This window comes from Micromonospora humi (assembly GCF_900090105.1).
Lineage (GTDB): Bacteria > Actinomycetota > Actinomycetes > Mycobacteriales > Micromonosporaceae > Micromonospora > Micromonospora humi.
Genome location: NZ_FMDM01000003.1, coordinates 35489 through 53371 on the forward strand (window position 1 = coordinate 35489; position 17883 = coordinate 53371).

General features: G+C 73.2%; 22 protein-coding genes and 1 pseudogene. 11 read left to right on the forward strand and 12 right to left on the reverse strand.

Annotated elements, in window-relative coordinates; all coding sequences use genetic code 11:
* Nucleotides 1–47 precede the first annotated feature (47 nt).
* From GA0070213_RS06085 to GA0070213_RS32635, 3 genes and pseudogenes are all read left to right on the forward strand, one after another.
* Nucleotides 48–494 (forward strand): SRPBCC family protein, encoded by a 447-nt coding sequence (locus tag GA0070213_RS06085; RefSeq protein ID WP_091058755.1) that lies wholly within the window; start codon nucleotides 48–50, stop codon nucleotides 492–494.
* A complete protein-coding gene (locus GA0070213_RS06090; protein WP_217628590.1) occupies nucleotides 491–841 on the forward strand; it encodes an ArsR/SmtB family transcription factor in 351 nt (116 codons plus the stop codon). The genes GA0070213_RS06085 and GA0070213_RS06090 overlap by 4 nt, the downstream gene beginning before the upstream one ends.
* Nucleotides 842–862: 21 nt before the next feature.
* Nucleotides 863–967: pseudogene (locus GA0070213_RS32635) on the forward strand (SRPBCC domain-containing protein); the annotation flags it as partial.
* Here GA0070213_RS32635 and GA0070213_RS06100 read toward each other — a convergent pair.
* Nucleotides 951–1673 (reverse strand): ElyC/SanA/YdcF family protein, encoded by a 723-nt coding sequence (locus tag GA0070213_RS06100; RefSeq protein ID WP_139128628.1) that lies wholly within the window; start codon nucleotides 1671–1673, stop codon nucleotides 951–953. The pseudogene GA0070213_RS32635 and the gene GA0070213_RS06100 sit on opposite strands and share 17 nt — an antisense overlap.
* A gap of 40 nt (nucleotides 1674–1713) precedes the next feature.
* On the opposite strand from GA0070213_RS06100, the gene GA0070213_RS32055 reads away from it, so the two are divergent.
* Together GA0070213_RS32055 and GA0070213_RS32060 are read left to right on the forward strand one after the other, a co-directional pair.
* Nucleotides 1714–1989 (forward strand): Uma2 family endonuclease, encoded by a 276-nt coding sequence (locus GA0070213_RS32055; RefSeq protein ID WP_245716278.1) that lies wholly within the window; start codon nucleotides 1714–1716, stop codon nucleotides 1987–1989.
* Nucleotides 1923–2270, forward strand: a complete 348-nt coding sequence (locus GA0070213_RS32060) for a Uma2 family endonuclease (RefSeq protein WP_245716279.1) — start codon at nucleotides 1923–1925, stop codon at nucleotides 2268–2270. Before GA0070213_RS32055 ends, GA0070213_RS32060 begins: the two co-directional genes overlap by 67 nt.
* Before the next feature lie 48 nt (nucleotides 2271–2318).
* Here GA0070213_RS32060 and GA0070213_RS06110 read toward each other — a convergent pair whose 3' ends face one another.
* The 3 genes from GA0070213_RS06110 to GA0070213_RS06120 form a co-directional block, all read right to left on the reverse strand.
* Complete coding sequence (locus tag GA0070213_RS06110) at nucleotides 2319–3206, reverse strand: glycine betaine ABC transporter substrate-binding protein (RefSeq protein ID WP_091058763.1); 888 nt, start codon at nucleotides 3204–3206, stop codon at nucleotides 2319–2321.
* Between the two features lie 77 nt (nucleotides 3207–3283).
* A complete protein-coding gene (locus GA0070213_RS06115; protein WP_091058766.1) occupies nucleotides 3284–4177 on the reverse strand; it encodes an ABC transporter permease in 894 nt (297 codons plus the stop codon).
* Nucleotides 4174–5445, reverse strand: a complete 1272-nt coding sequence (locus GA0070213_RS06120) for a quaternary amine ABC transporter ATP-binding protein (RefSeq protein ID WP_091058769.1) — start codon at nucleotides 5443–5445, stop codon at nucleotides 4174–4176. The genes GA0070213_RS06115 and GA0070213_RS06120 overlap by 4 nt, the downstream gene beginning before the upstream one ends.
* Nucleotides 5446–5927: 482 nt before the next feature.
* Between GA0070213_RS06120 and GA0070213_RS06125 the strand changes: the two genes are divergently transcribed.
* The gene (locus tag GA0070213_RS06125; RefSeq protein ID WP_139128629.1) at nucleotides 5928–6533 is read left to right on the forward strand and encodes a biliverdin-producing heme oxygenase; all 606 of its coding nucleotides are present in this window, start codon (nucleotides 5928–5930) and stop codon (nucleotides 6531–6533) included.
* Nucleotides 6534–6536: 3 nt separating this feature from the next.
* Here the strand turns inward: GA0070213_RS06125 and GA0070213_RS06130 are convergent, their stop codons facing one another.
* Nucleotides 6537–7127, reverse strand: coding sequence for a TetR family transcriptional regulator (locus GA0070213_RS06130; RefSeq protein WP_091058776.1), 591 nt, complete (start codon nucleotides 7125–7127; stop codon nucleotides 6537–6539).
* A gap of 71 nt (nucleotides 7128–7198) precedes the next feature.
* On the opposite strand from GA0070213_RS06130, the gene GA0070213_RS06135 reads away from it, so the two are divergent.
* Nucleotides 7199–8380, forward strand: coding sequence for an FAD-dependent monooxygenase (locus GA0070213_RS06135; RefSeq protein ID WP_091060036.1), 1182 nt, complete (start codon nucleotides 7199–7201; stop codon nucleotides 8378–8380).
* Nucleotides 8381–8383: 3 nt separating this feature from the next.
* On the opposite strand, the gene GA0070213_RS06140 is transcribed toward GA0070213_RS06135, so the two are convergent.
* Both GA0070213_RS06140 and GA0070213_RS06145 read right to left on the reverse strand, forming a co-directional pair.
* Complete coding sequence (locus GA0070213_RS06140) at nucleotides 8384–8914, reverse strand: SRPBCC family protein (protein ID WP_091058779.1); 531 nt, start codon at nucleotides 8912–8914, stop codon at nucleotides 8384–8386.
* 2 nt (nucleotides 8915–8916) lie between these two features.
* Complete coding sequence (locus tag GA0070213_RS06145; protein WP_091058782.1) at nucleotides 8917–9225, reverse strand: ArsR/SmtB family transcription factor; 309 nt, start codon at nucleotides 9223–9225, stop codon at nucleotides 8917–8919.
* Nucleotides 9226–9290: 65 nt separating this feature from the next.
* On the opposite strand from GA0070213_RS06145, the gene GA0070213_RS06150 reads away from it, so the two are divergent.
* Both GA0070213_RS06150 and GA0070213_RS06155 read left to right on the forward strand, forming a co-directional pair.
* The gene (locus tag GA0070213_RS06150) at nucleotides 9291–10247 is read left to right on the forward strand and encodes a TIGR03560 family F420-dependent LLM class oxidoreductase (protein WP_217628591.1); all 957 of its coding nucleotides are present in this window, start codon (nucleotides 9291–9293) and stop codon (nucleotides 10245–10247) included.
* 20 nt (nucleotides 10248–10267) lie between these two features.
* Nucleotides 10268–11197 (forward strand): LLM class F420-dependent oxidoreductase, encoded by a 930-nt coding sequence (locus GA0070213_RS06155; protein WP_091060042.1) that lies wholly within the window; start codon nucleotides 10268–10270, stop codon nucleotides 11195–11197.
* 141 nt (nucleotides 11198–11338) lie between these two features.
* Here GA0070213_RS06155 and GA0070213_RS06160 read toward each other — a convergent pair whose 3' ends face one another.
* Complete coding sequence (locus tag GA0070213_RS06160; protein WP_091058785.1) at nucleotides 11339–11689, reverse strand: hypothetical protein; 351 nt, start codon at nucleotides 11687–11689, stop codon at nucleotides 11339–11341.
* Nucleotides 11690–11756: 67 nt separating this feature from the next.
* On the opposite strand from GA0070213_RS06160, the gene GA0070213_RS06165 reads away from it, so the two are divergent.
* Entirely contained in the window at nucleotides 11757–12983 is a 1227-nt protein-coding gene (locus GA0070213_RS06165; RefSeq protein WP_091058788.1) for an FAD-binding protein, read from the forward strand.
* Here the strand turns inward: GA0070213_RS06165 and GA0070213_RS06170 are convergent.
* Genes GA0070213_RS06170 through GA0070213_RS06185 form a run of 4 tightly spaced genes read right to left on the reverse strand, consistent with a single transcriptional unit; the run spans nucleotide 12965 to nucleotide 16230 of the window.
* The gene (locus GA0070213_RS06170) at nucleotides 12965–14110 is read right to left on the reverse strand and encodes a site-2 protease family protein (RefSeq protein WP_091060046.1); all 1146 of its coding nucleotides are present in this window, start codon (nucleotides 14108–14110) and stop codon (nucleotides 12965–12967) included. The two genes, GA0070213_RS06165 and GA0070213_RS06170, sit on opposite strands and share 19 nt — an antisense overlap.
* 51 nt (nucleotides 14111–14161) lie before the next feature.
* A complete protein-coding gene (locus tag GA0070213_RS06175) occupies nucleotides 14162–14578 on the reverse strand; it encodes a VOC family protein (RefSeq protein WP_091058792.1) in 417 nt (138 codons plus the stop codon).
* A gap of 39 nt (nucleotides 14579–14617) precedes the next feature.
* A complete protein-coding gene (locus GA0070213_RS06180; RefSeq protein ID WP_091058795.1) occupies nucleotides 14618–15478 on the reverse strand; it encodes an alpha/beta hydrolase in 861 nt (286 codons plus the stop codon).
* An 8-nt stretch (nucleotides 15479–15486) separates the two neighbouring features.
* Nucleotides 15487–16230 (reverse strand): TetR/AcrR family transcriptional regulator, encoded by a 744-nt coding sequence (locus GA0070213_RS06185; RefSeq protein ID WP_091058797.1) that lies wholly within the window; start codon nucleotides 16228–16230, stop codon nucleotides 15487–15489.
* Between the two features lie 103 nt (nucleotides 16231–16333).
* Here GA0070213_RS06185 and GA0070213_RS06190 point away from each other — a divergent pair, with 103 nt between their 5' ends.
* Nucleotides 16334–17773, forward strand: a complete 1440-nt coding sequence (locus tag GA0070213_RS06190; protein WP_091058800.1) for an MFS transporter — start codon at nucleotides 16334–16336, stop codon at nucleotides 17771–17773.
* Nucleotides 17774–17883 lie beyond the last annotated feature (110 nt).

A 17883-nucleotide genomic window follows, 5' to 3' on the forward strand; every position in this document is an offset into this window, starting at 1 on the left:
TGGTCGGGTCTAGTGTCAAACGCAACCAATGGTTGCAGGAGGTTGTCATGGAGTACGGAACCATCGAGCGCGAGATCTACGTCGAGGCGTCCCCCGAGATCGTCTTCGAGGTGGTGAGCAGCCCCGAGCATCTCCGGAAGTGGTGGCCGGACGAAGCCCGCTACGAGCCCACCCCGGGGTCGGTGGGGGAGATCGCCTTCGGTGACACGGTGGTCCCGTTCACGGTCGTCGACGCGCGCCCGCCCCGCACGTTCTCGTTCCGCTGGACGCACCCGGCCGGCGAGAGCGCGGCCGAGGGCAACTCGCTGCTCGTCACGTTCGAGCTGACCCCGTCCGGCGCGGGCACGACGCTGCGGATGACCGAGACCGGCTTCCGCGAGATGGGCTGGGAGATCGCCGTCTTGGAGCAGCAGTACCAGGACCACGTCAGCGGCTGGGACCACTTCCTGCCGCGGCTCGCGCCCTACGCCGCCACGCTGGCCGTCCGGCCGTGAGCACCGCCCTGGTCGAACCGGTCGACGACGACCTCTGGTCCGCGATCGGCGACCCGACCCGCCGCCGGATGCTCGACCTGCTGCTCGCCGCCGACGGTGGCACCGCCACCTCGCTGAGCCGGCAGATGCCGGTCACCCGCCAGGCGGTCGCCAAGCACCTCGGCGTGCTCGACCGGGTCGGCCTGGTCCGGGGCGACCCCGCCGGCCGGGAACGGCGCTACCGCGTCGACGACGCCCAGCTCGCCCGCGCGGTGGCCCAGCTCGCGTCCGTCGGCTCCGCCTGGGACGCCCGACTGCGCCGGATCAAGCGGATCGCCGAGGACATCCAACGCGCCCGACCGGAATGACGACGAGAGACAGGGAGATCGTGCGGCACCAGGTGGGGGTCGTACCTGCTCAGCCTGAAGGCGCTGGTGGAGACCGGCGAGGGCGCGCCGTCACCGCGCGACGTGCCGATCAGTGACTGGCACTGACCGGGCCGATGCCGGTGAGTAGGGCGAGGTGTTCGGTCCAGAGCCATCGCAGGTAGCTGCGCAGCCGCTCCGGCGTGGCGATCCAGCCCTCGTCGGGATAGCGGAGCAGCCGCCCGACCTCGCCGGCCACCAGGTCGTAGCCGGACGCCCCGGTCTCCGGGACCGGGGCGTCCGGTGCGACCACCACCGGGAGCGGGACCATCGGGACCCGGAGGCCGCCGTCGTCGCAGGCCCGCAGCACGGTGAGGTAGACCCGGACCAGGTGGTACGGGGAGACGACGAGCGCGAGACTGTCGATGCCCAGGCCCCGGACCCGGTCGACGATCCACCTGGCCTGCCGGCCGGTGTCGGTGGCCGGCTCGGCCTGGAGCACGACCCCGTCGACCCGGCGCAGACCGAGACCCCGCAGGCGGTCCAGGGTGAGCGGACGGTAGGTCCGTTCGGCCGGGTTGGTGCCGGCCACCAGCAGGTGGCGCAGCGTCGGGCCGGACTCCCAGGCGCGGATCGCGTCGGCAAGGCGCCAGTCCTCGCCCTGGCCGGTGGGCACGACCAGCGCGTCGACCCGCTCGGCGGCGCGACCGGGAAGGGTGAGGACCATCGTCACCGCCTCCAGCACGGCGAGGAACCGGTCGGCGGGGACGTCCGCGAACGCCTCCGCCGGCACGACCCGCGGCAGCGCCCTTGGCGGGCGGGAAACACTCGTCACGTCCGTGATCCTGCCAGCCGGTCTCGCCTAGGGTGGCGGCATGAGCGCTGAGGCCGTCGGCATGCACATGCCCGCCGTCGTGACGCTCGACGACGTGGCGACGATGAACGCCGCCGACCCGAACGGTCACCGCTACGAGACCAGCCCCGACGGGGTCCTGTCGGTCATGCCGCGGCCCGACTCGGAGCACGCGATCATCGCGAGCCGCCTCTTCGCCTGGCTGATCATGGCCGCTGGCCCGCCGAACAGGTGCTCCAGGCGGTCGGCGTACGCGTTCCCGGGCGCAACGGCGACGGCGGCCGGATCGCCGACCTGAGCGTGTGGCGCAAGCCGCCCGGGCGTGGGGTCTGGTCGGCCGTGGCCGACCTCGTACTGGCGGTCGAGATCGTCTCGCCCGGTTCGGAGGCGATGGACTCGGTGACCAAGGTCCGGGAGTACGCCTCGGCCGGTATCCCGCGCTACTGGGTGGTCGAACGGGACGGTCCGCAGACCGTGACGCTCCACGAGCTGACCGGCGACGGCCGGTACGCCGAACACGCCCGGATGCCGCTGGCCTGGCTGGTGCAGACCGCACCCGCCGACCACCTCGACCGGTAGGACGAGGGGCCCGCCGAACCGGCGGAACCCCTCGTCGTCACGCGCCGCTCAGGCGAGCGTCTTCAGGTAGTCGGGGTTGGCCTTCAGCCACTCCTCGACGGCCTTCTCCTCGTCGCCCTTGTGCGTGGTGAACATCAGCTCCTCCAGCGAGGCGAGCTGGTCACCGTCCATCTTGAACTTCTTCAGCATGTCGGCGACCTCGGGGAAGTCCGTGCCGAAGCCCTTACGGCCGAACGTGTTGATCTGCTCGGCCTGGCCCAGCGTGCCCTTCGGGTCGGCCAGGTCCTTCAGCTCGTACTTGGCGTAGGCCCAGTGCGGGTGCCAGAGCGTGACCACGATCGGCTTCTTGTTCGCGATGGCGCCGTCGAGCGCGGCCAGCATGGCCGGGGTGGACGACGTCTTGAGCTTCATCGAGCCCTCCAGGCCGTACTTCGGCAGCACCTGCTCCTGGGTGGCCTTGGTGAGGCCGGCGCCCGGCTCGATGCCGACCATCTCGCCGCCGAACGTGCCGGCCTTGGCGGCCAGGTCCTCCAGCGAGTCGATGCCCTCGACGTACTTCGGCACCGCGATGCTGAGGCTGGCGTCGTCGTGCCAGACGCCCAGCTTCTCCAGCTTGTCGCCGTACTTCTCCAGGTAGGAGGCGTGGGTCAGCGGCAGCCAGCCGTCCAGGAACAGGTCGATGTCGCCGTTGGCGAGACCGCCGTAGACCAGGCCGGCCTCCAGGTTCTTCAACTGGACCTGGTAGCCCTTGTCCTCGAGGATGTTCTGCCACAGGTGCGAGGCGGCGATCGCCTCGTCCCAGGCCATGTAGCCGATGGTCAGCTTCTTGTCGCCGCCGGACGCGCCGTCCGACTTCTCGCCGCAGGCGGTCGCGCCGCCGAGAGCCAGGGCGGCGGTCACCGCCAGCGCGAGGACGCGCTTCACTGTCGTGATCACAGAATTTCCTTTCCTTGCGGGGTTGCCGGCGCTCGCGCGTACGCGCAAGCAGGGGTGCCGGCCGGACGGGCGACGGGTCAGGCGGCCTCCCGCGCGAGGCGTTGCGCCCGCGCGGAAGGGAACCGGTCGCCCAGGGAGTCGGTGAGCCGGTCGAGCACGACGGCGAGGACCACGACGGCGATCCCGCCCTCGAACCCGCTGCCCACCTCGACCTGGGAGAGCGAGAAGATGATCACGTCGCCGAGACCGCCGGCGCCGACCATGCCGGCGATGACCACCATGGACAGGGACAGCATGATCACCTGGTTGACGCCGGTCATGATGGTCGGCAGCGCCAGCGGCACCTTGGTGCGCAGCAGCACCATCCACGGTGGCGCGCCGAAGGACTCGGCGGCCTGCACGATCTCCTTGTCGACCTGGCGCAGGCCCAGCTCGGTCAGGCGGACGCCGGGCGGCATGCTGAACACCACAGTGGCCAGCACGCCCGGCACCGTGCCGATGCCGAAGAAGAAGAGCGCCGGGATCAGGTAGACGAACGCGGGCATCGTCTGCATGAAGTCCAGCACCGGCCGGGCCACCGCGGACGCCCGCTTGTTCTCGGCCACGAAGATGCCCAACGGGACGGCCAGCAGCAGGGCGAGCACGCTGGCCACGAGCACCTGCGCGAGCGTGCTCATGGTCTCCTCCCAGTACGGCATCCCGGCCACCAGCAGGAGGCCGACCGCGGCGCCGAGGGCGAACTTCCAGCCGCGCAGCCACCAGCCGAGCCCGGCCAGCACCGCCACGACGGCCACCGCGGGCACGCCGTTGAGCAGTTGTTCGAGCGGGCCGACCAGGGCTTCGACCCCGGCCGTGATCGCGTCGAAGACCGGCCCGAGGGTACGGGTGGCCCAGTCCACCGCGGACTCGACCCACTCACCCAGCGGTACCCGGGGCAGCGCGGCGTCGAGCGGGAACTCGCGCAGGCTCATGCCGACATCTCCTTTCCGGCGGCCGCGTCGAGGTCGGCCGGTGCGGGCGCCGCCGGCGACGGCTCGACCGGGGCCGGCTCGTCGGGTGTGGCGCTGGCGAGCGCGCTGAGCAGCGTGATCCGGGGGATCACCCCGGCCAGTCGCCCCCGGTCGTCCAGCACGGCCACCGGGTGCCGGCTCTCCGCGCAGTCGGCGAAGAGGTCGGCCACCGAGGTGTCCTCGGTGACGGTGCGGACCTGGTCCGTGACGACGTGTCCGTCGAGGTTGGTCCGGTTCTCGCGCAGCGCGCGCAGCACCTCGTCCTCGGTCACCGTGCCGAGGAACCGCTTTCCCGGACCGGTCACGTAGACCACCGAGGTCTGGGTGTCCCGTAGCGCCTTCGCGGCGACCCGCGGCCCGGCGCCCACGTCGAGCACCTGGTGCGGCTTCTCCATCACGGAGGCGGCGGTGAGGATGCGGGTGCGGTCCACGTCGGCCACGAACTGCGCCACGTACCCGTTGGCCGGGTCGGTGAGGATCTCCTCGGCGGTGCCGATCTGGACGATCCGGCCGTCCCGCATCACCGCGATCCGGTCACCGAGGCGCATCGCCTCGTTCAGGTCGTGGGTGATGAAGATGATCGTCTTGCCCAGTTCGGCCTGGAGTTCCAGGAGCTGGTCCTGGATCTCCCGGCGGATGAGCGGGTCGAGCGCCGAGAACGCCTCGTCCATGAGCAGGATGTCGGTGCCGGCGGCCAGCGCGCGGGCCAGGCCGACCCGTTGCCGCATGCCGCCGGAGAGGTCGTGCGGGAGGTTGTCCGCCCACTCGGTCAGGCCGACCATCCGCAGTGCCTCCATGGCGCGCTCGCGCCGCTCCGGCTTGGGCAGGCCGGCGACCTCCAGCGCGTACCCGGCGTTCTCCGCCACCGTGCGGTGCGGCATGAGCGCGAAGTGCTGGAAGACCATGCTGATCTTGTCCCGGCGCAGCTTGCGCAGCGCGGCGGGCTTGAGCGAGGTCAGCTCGACCCCGTCCACCCGGACGCTGCCGGAGGTGGGGCGGAGCAGGCCGTTCAGCATCCGGATGAGGGTCGACTTCCCGGAGCCGGAGAGGCCCATCACGACGAAGATCTCGCCGGGGCGTACCTCGAAGGTCGCGTCGACGACGGCGGCGGTGGCCGGGAGGCCGGCCAGGGCCTCGGCGCGTGGCGCGCCGTCCGCCAGGCGTCTTACCGCTTCGTCAGCTCGATTCCCGAATATTTTGTAGAGCGACTGCACTGCGAGCGCGGACACGATCCCCTCTCCGACGCGAACCGCCGGCGGATCACGCCGGCGGGAAGCGGTCTGCGGTGTCGTCCGTCATATCAACATCGGTCACATTGAACGGCTCATGAGGGCCGGCCGAGAAACCTACCGACGTCATCGTGGTTAATCCAGCCGGGACTACGGGGCCTGTGTAACTGCACACAGAAAGCGGGAGCCGAATTCGGTCGACCGGGCAGGTCCGGTACGCGCGCGCCACGCCCGCGCGACAAGCGTTTCCGCTCGCCCAGAAGTTACTTCCGGCGATTGTGGGCGGTTGTGCCGTCCGCTCGCGAATATGAAGGCGCCGATAGCGGACCGTCACGCGTTCGTCATATTCGCCCACCGGTTGCCGGTCCGATGTCGCCGTCCCATTCCGGAATGGGACGCGCCGGACCGGAGGGCGGCGCGGCGTCGTCGAAACGACTTCCGGGAATTGTGCGTCGTCCGGCGTGGCAGGGCATACTCGCCGGATGCCCGATCAGCCCCGGCCCCCGGCGGTGGCGTCGCCGATGCTTGCCGCGCTGCGCGACGGCACCCGCGACCACCACACCGCGGTGGAGCGTCGACTGGGCCTGCCGGACCGGATCCGCACCCGGGACGACCTCGCCGCCGCGCTGGCCACGCTGCTCGCCGCCTGGGGGCCGCTGGAGCGGGAACTGGCCGCCGCGGACTGGTCCGGACTGCCGCTCGACCCCCGCGTCGGCGAGGCCGCCGCGTTGCTGCGGAGCGATCTCGCCGCCCTCGGCGTCGCCGTCGACCGGCCGGCCGCCGGGTCGTCGGGCCTGGACCTCGCCACCACCGCCCGGGCCGTCGGCGGCCGGTACGTCCTGCTCGGCAGCGCCCTGGGCGGCCGGGTCGTCGCGCCGGAGGTGGAGCGCCGGCTCGGTCTGCGCGCGGGGGAGGCGACCGGCTTCTTCCGCCGGGTCGGGGGCACGCCGGGCCGCGACTGGCGGGCCTTCCGCCTCGCGGTGGGCGGTCGGGAGTGGTCGGTCGTGGAGGTGACGGCCGCGGTGGACGCCGCGCGGTCGACGTTCGACCTGGTCGGTCGCGTCGAGGTGGCCCGCCCCTCCGGCTGACGGTCACGCCGGGCGGGCGGGGCCCAGATCGCTCGCGACGACCCGCAGTGCGCGGGCCAGTTCCGCCGCCGAGGGGGCGGCGGCCGGGTCGACCAGCCACTGGGCGGCCACGCCGCCGAGCAGCGCCTGGTGGAACGCGCCGAGCGTGAGCGCGGTGGCCTCGTCGGCGCCCGGGTCGAGCCGGTGGAACACCTCGGCCAGGCCGAGGCGCGCCCTGCGGTTGGCCGCGGCGAACGCCTCGCGCAGCTCGGGGGAGCGGTCCATCCGGGCGATCAGTTCGAACTGGACCGCCCAGAGCGGACGCAGCCGGGCGAACGATTCGATGATCCGGGTCCAGGCCAGCTCGAACCGCTGCTCCGGATCGGCCGCCGGGCCGGCGTCGTGCGCCAGCGCGCGGTCCAGCTCCTCGCCCCACTCCGCCATCGCCCCGACGAGCGCCTCGTCGAGCAGCGCCCGGGTGGTGCGGAAGTGGTAGCCGATGGCGGCCAGGCTGGTGCCGGCCGCGGCGGCGACGTCGCGCGCGGTGGTGTCGGCGTAGCCCTTCTCGATCAGGCAGCGCTTCGCGCCGGCGAGCAGGTCCTCCCGGTTTCCCATGCGGACAGCGTACCGAAGCGATGGAACATTTGTCTTGCACAAACGTGTCACACACCCGTACCGTCGTGACCATGACCGATGTCCTGATCTCCGGCGGCGGTGTCGCCGGCTCCGCGCTCGCCTGGTGGCTGCGTCGCCACGGCTTCCGGCCCACCGTCGTGGAGCGGGCCCCGGCCCCCCGCGACGGTGGCTACAAGGTCGACGTCCGGGGCTCGGCCCTGACCGTGCTCGACCGGATGGGCCTCGCCGGGCCGGTCCGTGCCCACGACACCGGGATGCGGCTGGCCCGCTTCCTCGACCCGCGCGGCCGGCAACTCGCCACCATGGACGCCGCGCTCTTCGGCGGCCGGTCGGACGGCGACGTCGAGATCATGCGCGGCGACCTGACCCGGATCCTGCGGACCGCCGCCGGCGACGTGGAGCACCGCTTCGACGACTCGGTCACCACGCTGCGCGCCGACGCCGACGGGGTGGACGTGACGTTCGCCCGGGGCGGCCACCACCGCTTCGACCTGGTGATCGGCGCCGACGGCCTGCACTCGACGGTACGCCGGCTCGCGTTCGGCCCGGCGGCGGCGCACCTGCGCCCGCTCGGGCACCACATCGCCATCTGCACCGTGCCGGCCGCCCTCGGCGAGGAGCGGATCGAACTGCTGCACCCGGCCCCCGGGCGGACCGTCGGCGTCTACCGGACCGCGGGCGCGCCCGACGCCCGGGCGCTGTTCCTCTTCCGCTCGCCCGCCGGCGAGCCCGACCCCGACGACGCGGCCGTGCTGGGCCGCGCGTTCGCCGGCGCCGGCTGGCGGGTGCCGGAACTGCTCGCCGCGGCGGTCGACGCGTCCGACCTCTACCTCGACGCGATGAGCCAGGTGCGGATGGCGAGCTGGTCGACCGGCAGGGTCGGCCTCGTCGGCGACGCCGCGTACGCCGCCTCGCCGGCGTCCGGGCAGGGCACCAGCCTGGGTCTGGTCGGCGCGTACGTGCTGGCCGACGCGCTGGCCGGGGCGGGCGGGCGGCCGGCGGCCGGGTTCGCCGCCTACGAGCGCCGGATGCGGCCGTTCGTCGCGGCGAACCAGGCGCTGGCCGAGCGGAACCTGAAGGGCATGGTGCTCGGCTCGGCCGGGCAGATCCGGTTCCAGACGACGATGCTGCGTCTCCTGACGCACCTGCCCGGCCGGGAGCGGATGATCAGCCGGGTGGCCGAGCCGATCCGCCGGGCGTCCACCGCGATCGCGCTGCCCGACGCGGCCTGAGCGTCAGCGGCGGTCCAGGCGTTCGGCGTACGCGTCGCGCAGCTCCGCCCAGCCGAAGTCCTTCGCCTCCGCGCCGCGGATCGGGCCGACCGGGTCGCCGTCGAGCAGGTGCCCGGCGACGTCCAGGCAGAGGTGCCAGCCGGCGGCCACCATCGGCGCCAGGTCGGGCCGGTCGATCCGGTGCCGCAGGGTCAGCGTGGTCCCGGCGCCGGTCGGGTTCAGGTCCCACCGGAGCAGGCCGTCGCCCCAGGTGTGCTCCAGCACGCTCGGACGGTCGGCGCGCAGCACGGTCGCCGGCGCCGGATGGGTCCGGTCGCCGTCGACGGTGCTGAGCGTCGCGTCGCCGGGACGGCCGAGGTCGCGGTCGGCGAGGAACGGGGCCCACTCGGCGAGCTGCCCGGGATCGGTCAACGCGGCCCACACCTTCTCGGGCGGGTGCCGCAGCTCCCGGACGAGAACGAGGTCCCACCGGTCGTCGACCGGGACCCGGTCGACGTCGGCGAGCGGGCCGGGGCGGAAGTCGTCACGCTGCATCGTCACTCCTGACGGTCGAGATGGCGCTCCAGGGCGTCGAGGTGCTCGGTCCACATCAGCCGGTACGGCCCGAGCCAGTCGTCCACCGCCCGCAGCGGCCGGGTGTCCACCCGGTAGATCCGCCGCTGCGCGGCGGTGCGGCAGGTGACCAGGCCCGCCCGGCGGAGCACCCGCAGGTGCTTGGAGACGGCGGGCTGGCTCATGCCCAGCGCGTCCACCAGCTCGCCGACGCTGCTCTCCGCCCGGCGCAGCCGGTCGAGGATGTCGCGGCGGGCGGGCTCGGCCAGCACGGCGAAGGCGTCCACGGTCACCCCGCCAATATGCCATTGCGGTTATATGCCGGTCAAGGCATATGACCTGTCCCTATGCTCGGGGCATGACAATTCGGTGGGGCGTCGTGCTGCCCCAGGGCTGGCGGTCCGACCTCACCCACCTGACCGACCCGGTCGCGGCGTTCGAGGCCATGGTCGCGGTGGCCCGGGAGGCCGACGAACTGGGCGGCGACTCGGTCTGGCTCTACGACCACGTGCAGGCCGTCTCCGGTGAGCCGGAGACCACGTTCGAGTGCTGGACCAGCCTCGCCGCGATCGCCCGGGAGACCCACCGGGTGCGGCTCGGCCAGATCGTCACCTGCAACGGCTTCCGCAACCCGGCACTGCTGGCCAAGATGGCCGCCACCCTCGACGTGGCCAGCGCCGGCCGGGCCTTCCTCGGCCTCGGCGCCGGCTGGGACCAGCGCGAGTACGACGCCTACGGCTTCCCGCAGCCGTACCCGTCGACGGGGGAGCGGCTGACCCGGCTCGACGAGGCCGCCGCCGTGGTCACCGCCATGCTGCGCCGGCCGGTCAGCACCGTCGAGGGCCGGCACCACGGGGTACGCGAGGCGCAGAACGTGCCGACCGGGGCGACCGCGTCACCCGTACCGCTGCTCGTCGGCGGCAGCGGCGAGAAGCGCACGCTGCGGACGGTGGCCCGGTACGCGGACGCCTGCAACCTGACCGACCACACCGACCCGGCGTTCTACCGGCACAAGCTGGACGTGCTCGCCGGGCACTGCGCCGACCTCGGCCGCGACCCCGACACGATCCTGAAGACGGCGTCGTTCTCCGTCTTCACCGGCGCGACGGACGCCGAGGTGACGGCCCGGCTGGCCGGACGGGACCGGGCGGCGACCGCCGCCGGCAGCGCCGTCGGCACCCCGGCCGAGCTGGTCGACGTCTTCGGCCGGCTGGTCGAGGCGGGGATGGAGTACTTCATCCTCTACTTCCACGAGCCGACCGACCTCGCGCCGATGCGGCTGTTCGCCCGGGAGGTCGCGCCGCACCTGGGCTGACCGCTCCTATGCTCGGGGTCATGGAACTGCGGATCTTCACCGAACCCCAGCAGGGCGCCAGCTACGACCAACTGCTCGCCGTGGCGCGTCGCGCCGAGGAGACCGGCTTCGCCGCGTTCTTCCGCTCCGACCACTACCTGAAGATGGGTTCGGTGAGCGGCGACCCCGGCCCCACGGACGCCTGGACCACGCTCGCCGGCCTGGCCCGCGACACCACCCGGATCCGGCTCGGCACGCTGATGAGCGCCGCCACGTTCCGTCTCCCCGGCCCGCTCGCCATCACCGTGGCGCAGGTCGACCAGATGAGCGGCGGCCGGGTCGAGCTGGGCATCGGCACCGGCTGGTACGCCGAGGAGCACGCCGCCTACGGCATCCCGTTCCCGCCGCTGGGGGAGCGGTTCGACCGGCTGGAGGAGCAGCTCGCGGTCATCACCGGGCTCTGGTCCACCCCGGCCGGCGCCACGTTCGACTTCCCCGGCAAGCACTACCCGGTCAGTGACTCGCCGGCACTGCCCAAACCGGTGCAGCGCCCCCACCCGCCGATCCTGCTCGGCGGCATGGGCCCGAAGCGCACGCCCCGGCTCGCCGCCCGGTACGCCGACGAGTTCAACCTGCCGTTCGCCTCGGTCGACGACACCACGGCGCAGTTCCGGCGCGTGCGGGACGCCTGTGCCGAGATCGGTCGGGACCCCTCCACCATGACCTGGTCCAACGCGCTGGTGCTCTGCTGCGGGCGTGACGACGCCGAGGTGGCCCGCCGCGCCGCGGCGATCGGCCGGGAGCCCGCCGAGCTGCGCGCGAACGGCGCCGCCGGCACACCGGCCGAGGTGGTGGAGACGCTCGGCCGGTACGCCGAGGCCGGCGCCGGCCGGGTCTACCTCCAGGTGCTCGACCTGGCCGACCTGGACCACCTGGAGCTGGTCGCCGCCGAGGTGATGCCGCGGCTCTGAACGGCTCGTCCCCCCGCCTCCGTCGAGAAGGCATCGGTTGAATGCGGTATACCTCAGAGGCATAATTATGCCCGAGAGGTATAACCGTTTCGACCAGGCAGCCGCTGACGGCCGTCACCGACTGTGACGGCGGCCGACTGGTCAGCCCGCGGTCGCCCGCCGCACGGTGTCGAGTCGGCCGTCCCGGTCGCTGTCCAGGTACATCACGTCCGGGATGCCGTCGCCGTCGATGTCGACCTGCACCACGTCGGCCACGCCGTCGCCGTCCAGGTCGGTCACCACCTCGACGGAACCGTCCAGGTGCCGGGTCACGATCGACCGGGCCTGCCCGTCGCGCGGTGGCGGCCCCGGGTGGGGCGCCGGGGCGGGCTCGGGTTCCGGGGTGGGAGCCGGCACCGGAGCGGTCAGGTCCGGCCCGACGCCGGTCGGGTCGATCTCCTCCTCCGACGGGTACACGTCACCGTGGAGGCTCGGGTCGCGGTAACTGCTCATCCCGCCAGGATTCCCGCTGCGACCCCGGAGCAACCCTGCCCGCGCGCGATGGCGGATGATGCAGCGCATGACCGACACCAACTGGGCCGGCAACGTCCGCTGGTCGGCCCGGACCCGGCACCGGCCGACCTCCCTGGACGAACTGCGCCGGCTGGTCGCCGGCGCGGACCGGGTCCGGGCCGTCGGCACCGGTCACTCGTTCAACCGGCTCGGCGACACCCCGGGCGCCCAGATCGCGCTCGCCGGGCTGCCACCCACCGTCGAGATCGACCCCGACCGGAGCGCCGTCTCGGTCGCCGCCGGCGTGCGCTACGGCGACCTGGCCACCGCGCTCCAGGCCCAGGGGTACGCGCTGGCGAACCTCGCCTCGCTGCCACACATCTCGGTGGCCGGCTCGGTCGCCACCGCCACCCACGGCTCCGGCGTCGCCAACCGCAACCTGGCCGCCGCCGTGGCCGCCCTGGAACTGGTCACCGCCGACGGCGACGTGCTCGCCGTCGACCGCACCGACAGCCGGTTCGCCGGACTGGTGGTCAACCTCGGCGGGCTGGGCGTGGTCACCCGGCTCACGCTCGACGTGGTCCCCACGTTCCCGCTGCGGCAGTACGTCCGGCTCGGCCTGCCCCGGGAAGCCCTGGCGGAGGCGCTCGGCGCCGCGTACAGCGTCAGCGTCTTCACCGACTGGCGGTCGGAGCGCCTCGACCAGGTGTGGATCAAGCAGGACGCCGACCAGCCGCCGCCGGCCGCCGACTGGCTGGACACGGTGGCCGCCGAGACGCCGCAGCACCCGGTGCCGGGCATGTCGCCGGAGCACTGCACCGCCCAGCTCGGCGAACCCGGGCCGTGGCACGAGCGGCTGCCGCACTTCCGGCTCGGCTTCACCCCCAGCAGCGGCGACGAGTTGCAGTCCGAGTGGCACGTGGCCCGCGCCGACGCGGCGGCGGCGCTCGCCGCCCTCGACCCGGTCGCCGAGCGGATCGCCGCCGTGCTCCAGATCTGCGAGCTGCGTACGGTGGCCGCCGACGAGCTGTGGCTGAGCCCCAACTACCGCCGGGACACGCTGGCGGTGCACTTCACCTGGATCGGCGACCCGGTGGCGGTGGCGCCGGTCCTGGCCGAGGTGGAGCAGCGGCTCGCCCCGTTCGCGCCCCGCCCGCACTGGGGCAAGCTGTTCGAGCGGGACCCGGCCGCCGCGTACCCCCGGCACGCCGACTTCGCCGCCCTGCTGCGCGAGTTCGACCCGGCCGGGAAGTTCCGCACCGCGGAGATGGACCGCTACTTCCCCCGCGACTGACCGGTCGTCCCGCGCAGGCTGCCGCGCTGCACCGCGCGGCTGATGTCGCTGGGCGAGACGATCCCGACCAGCCGGCCGTCGACCACCACCAGCGCCCGGCCGTCGGTGCACTCGTTGAGCCGGGGGAGCAGCTCGGTGAGCTGCTCGTCCGGGCGGGCCAGCACCAGCTCGTCGGCCCGGCAGGACACCTCGGCCAGGGTGGTCGACGGGCGGCGGTCCGCCGCGACGCCGCGTACCCGGTCGAGCGTGACCAGGCCGACCGGCCGGTCGTTCTCGGTCAGCGGCAGGGCGGAGTGCCGGTACGCGAAAAGGTAGTGGTCGACGAAGTCGGCCACGGTCAGGTCGCCGGACGCGGTCTGCGGCTGCGGCGTCATCACGTCGCCGACCCGGATCCCGCGCAGCGCGTCGCCCATCCGGGCCTGCCGCTCCTCCTGCCCGGCGGCGCCGATCAGGAACCAGCCGATCAGCGCCAGCCAGAGCCCGCCGAACCCGGCCCCGCTGAGGAACCGCCACAGCCCGAGGCCGATCAGCACGATGCCCAGCACCCGGCCGGCGCCGGCGGCCACCACCGACGCGCGGGTCCGGTCGCCGGTCGCCTTCCACACCGCCGCGCGCAGCAGCCGCCCGCCGTCCAGCGGCGCCGCCGGCAGGATGTTGAAGAGCGCCAGCAGCACGTTGATGCCGGCCAGCCAGGACAGCGCGCCGAGCAGCAGCCCGTGCCCGCCGGCCACCGCCACGGCCACCGCGATCGCGCCGAACACCACGCCGATGACCAGGCTGACCAGCGGGCCCACCCCGGCGATCCGCAGCTCGGCACCGGGGTCCTTCGCCTCGCCCTTCAGCTCGGCGACGCCGCCGAAGAGCCAGAGCGTGATCCCCTCGACCTCGATGCCGTTGCGCTTGGCCACCACCGCGTGGGACACCTCGTGGGCGAGCAGGCCGAGGAAGAAGACCACCGCCGCGGCCAGGCCGGCCGCGAGGTAGGCGATCGTGGAATGACCGGGGTACGAGCGCGGGAACAGGCTCGCCGACAGCGTCCACGCGATCAGCACGAAGATGACCAGGACACTCCAGTTGACGCCGACAGGTACGCCCGCGACCTTTCCGAGCCGGAAACTCGCCCTCATCATTCCCCCATACCCACCGCCACCACCCCCACACCGGTCGAGAGGGTGCCGCTAGCCGCGGTGGCAGACCGCCTCCAGGTTGATGCCGTGCGGGTCCCGCACGAACGCGCCGTAGTAGTCGTCGTGATATTCGGGGTGCACGGCGGGCGACAGCAGTGACTCGGCCCCGGCGTCGAGCGCGGCGCGGTGGAACGTGGCGACGTCGTCGCGGGTGTCGACGGTGAAGGCCAGGTGCATGTTCGTGCCGACCGTGCCGCCGTCGATGAGCCAGAAGTACGGCTTGACGCCGGCCAGGCCGAAGCCGGTCATGGCGGTCGGCTGGTTCGGGGTGGCGTTCGGCGGGATTTCCAGCATCTTGGTGATCCCGATGCTGGCCAGCACCGGCTCGTAGAAGGCCACGGCGGTGGCGAGGTCGGGCACGGCGATGTTGAGGTGGTCGATCCTGGACCCCGAGCGATCAAGACTCATGCCCTGAGCGTGCCGGGGATGGCGGTCACCGGGTGACCGCTACCCGGCGCGATGTCGTCGAGGCGCCTCGCTGACCACGGTGGGGGAGAATTCGTTGGCCGCCTCGACGGCCCACTCCAGCGCGAAGTCGGCCTCCTCCTCCCAGCCCGGCTCGCCGCCGACGAAGTGCGACCGGCCGGGGAACTCCCGGTAGCCGGTGATCGCGGTCGAGCTGCGGTAGAGGTTGGCCAGGCTGGTGGCGAGCGACGGCGGGATCACGTGGTCCTCGCCGCCGGCGGTGATCAGCAGCGGGGCGCGGTCGGCGCGCTTGCGGTCGATCTCGGTGGCGGCGTTCGGGTCGAGGTTGGCGAACGAGCCCTCGAACAGCACGTGACCGGCGCCGGGCACGGCGTACCGCTCCCAGGCGGCGTCGGACTCGGCGCGGGTGAGCGTGTTGCCGAAGGCGTACCGGAAGTCCTCGGCGGTGAACGGCACCGCGCGGTGCCGGTTGGCCGGGTTGTGCAGGATGGAGAACCCGGAGCGCAGCGTGCTCAGCGGCAGCTTGAGCACGCCCTTCACCGGCGCGGGGTGCACGCCGACGACGGCGGCGCCGAGCCGGCGGTCCAGCAACAGTTGGGCGACCAGACCGCCGAACGAGTGCCCCATCACGATCGGCGGCCGGGGCAGCTCCCGGATGATCGCCGCGTAGTGCTCGACGATGTCGGCGATCCGTTGGCCGGCGATCGGCGTCGGGTCGGCCCGTAGCTCGGCCGGCTCGCGGTCCATGCCGGGCCAGGCCGGGGTGAGCACCCGAAAGCCGCGCGCCGCGTAGCGGTCGGCCCAGCGCTCCCAGCTCCGGGAGGTCATCCAGAGCCCGTGGATGAGCACGATTGTGTCGACGCGTCCGGTCGGTACCCCCATACCGCGGCTTACCCGGCCGGGCGACCCTCACTCCCGGCCGGCGCCTTCGCGGCCAGCCCGTCGATCAGCAGGTCCAGGCCGAAACCGAAGCGCTCGTCGCCGCCGCCTTCCATCAGCTCGTCCAGGTGGCCCAAAATGCGCGGGTAGGTCGACGCCGGCAGGCCCTGGTAGTACGCCCGGAGTTGCCGGTGCAGGTTCGCCCACCAGGTCTTCGGGTCCTGGCCGGCGGCGCGGGCCTTCTCCGCGTACAGCGCGCCCTCGTAGGCGTCGCCGGCGATGTAGAGGAAGAGCCGGTCGAGGAACCAGGCCGCCCGCTGGGGCGGTACGCCGCCGGCGAGCAGGATCTCCAGCATCCCCTCGGTGACGCGTAGCGCGTTGGGGCCGGTGGGGATGGTGGCGAGCGAGGCGAGCGCCAGGTTGGTGTGGGTGGCGTAGACCCGGTAGGCCGCCCAGGCCACCTCGCGGATCTGCTCGGCCCACCGGGTCGGGTCCGGTGCCGGCACGACGATGTCGGCGCTGGCCCGGTCGACAAGCAGTTCGAGCAGTTCCTCCTTGCCGGAGACGTGGGCGTAGAGCGACGCCGGCCCGGTGCCCAGCTCCTGGGCGACCCGTCGCATGCTCAGCGCGCCCAACCCCTCCCGGTTGACCAGCGCGAGCGCGGCGTCCACCACCGCCTGCTGGCTGAGCGGCTGGCGGGGGGCCGGCCGACTTCGGGCGCGGGTGCGCCACGGCGGGGCGGGTTGGTCGCTCACTGACGCCTCCATCGGTCGGGTCCCGAACATCGTACTTGCCACGAACGTCGCTCGTTGCTAGAACGGTGTTCGACAACGAACGCCGTTCGAGATCGGGGGAACCATGACCACTGCCACCGTGCGGCCGGCGCGTACCGGCCCGTCCACCGCCGGCCACCGCTGGCGCTGGATCGCGCTCGCGGTCATCCTCAGCGCCGAGGTGATGGACCTGCTGGACGTGCTGGTCACCAACCTCGCCGGCCCGGCGATCCGGGCCGACCTCGGCGGGTCGGCCGCCCTCATCCAGTGGCTCGGCGCCGGCTACACCCTGGCCATGGCCGTCGGCCTGGTCACCGGCGGCCGGCTCGGCGACCTTCACGGCCGACGGCGGATGTTCCTTGTCGGCGTACTCGGCTTCACCGCCGCCTCGGCCCTGTGCGCGCTCGCCGCCGGCCCGGGCACGCTGATCACCGCCCGCGTCGTGCAGGGCCTCTTCGGCGCGCTGCTCCTTCCGCAGGGACTCGGCCTGATCAAGGAGATGTTCTCGACGGGCGAACTCGCCGCCGCGTTCGGCACGTTCGGGCCGGTGATGGGCCTGTCCGCCGTCGGCGGCCCGATCCTGGCCGGTTGGCTCGTCGACGCCGACCTGGCCGGCACCGGCTGGCGGGCCATCTTCCTGATCAACGTGCCGCTCGGCCTGCTCGCCGCGTTCGGCGCGGTCTGCTTCCTGCCCGAGTCCCGGGCCGCCCGGGTGGCCCGGCTCGACCTGCCCGGCGTCTCGCTCGTCTCGCTTGGCGCGGTCCTCCTCGTCTACCCGCTGGTGCAGGGCCGCGAGCTGGGCTGGCCCTGGTGGACGCTGGCCATGCCGGTCGGCGCGGCGCTGGTCTTCGCGATCTTCGCCCGGTACGAGGTGACCCGCCAACGAGCGGGCCGCGACCCGCTGGTCGTACCCACGCTGTTCCGCCGCCGCGCGTTCACCGGCGGCCTGATCGCCGGCCTGGCCTTCTTCACCGCGCTCACCGGCTTCTCGCTCGTGTTCAGCCTCTATCTCCAGCTCGGCCTGGGCTGGTCACCGCTGCGCACCGGCCTGGCCTCGGTGCCGCAGGCGCTCGGCATGGTGCTCGCGTTCGTGCTGGCCGGCGCCGGCCTGGCCCGACGCCTCGGCCGGCGGCTGATCCACCTCGGGCTCGGGGTGGTGCTGGCCGGCGTCGCCGGGATGCTGCTCACCCTGCGCCTGACCGGGGACGACGTCACCCCGTGGCGGCTGGCGCCCGCGCTGCTGGCGGTCGGCCTCGGGATGGGTCTGGTGATGGCGCCCTTCTTCGACATCGTGCTCTCCGGGGTGGACGAGGAGGAGACCGGCTCGGCCTCCGGCACCCTCACCGCCGTCCAGCAGCTCGGCGGCGCGCTCGGCGTGGCGCTTCTCGGGACCGTCTTCTTCGACGCCGCGTCGGGTGGCGTCGGGCACGCCGTGCGGGTCACCCTCGTCGCGGAGCTGGGCCTGGTGCTGGTCACCGTCGTCGGCGCGTTCCTGCTGCCCCGCCGCGCCCGCGATGATGTGTAAGGAAGGGGCCCCTGTTAACGGATTCGGTAGAGGAAGGGCCCCCGCTTAACTGGTTCTCCTCGCGCCAATCGGCCGCGCCTGGACGCAGGACGGCTGTCCGGGCACCACCG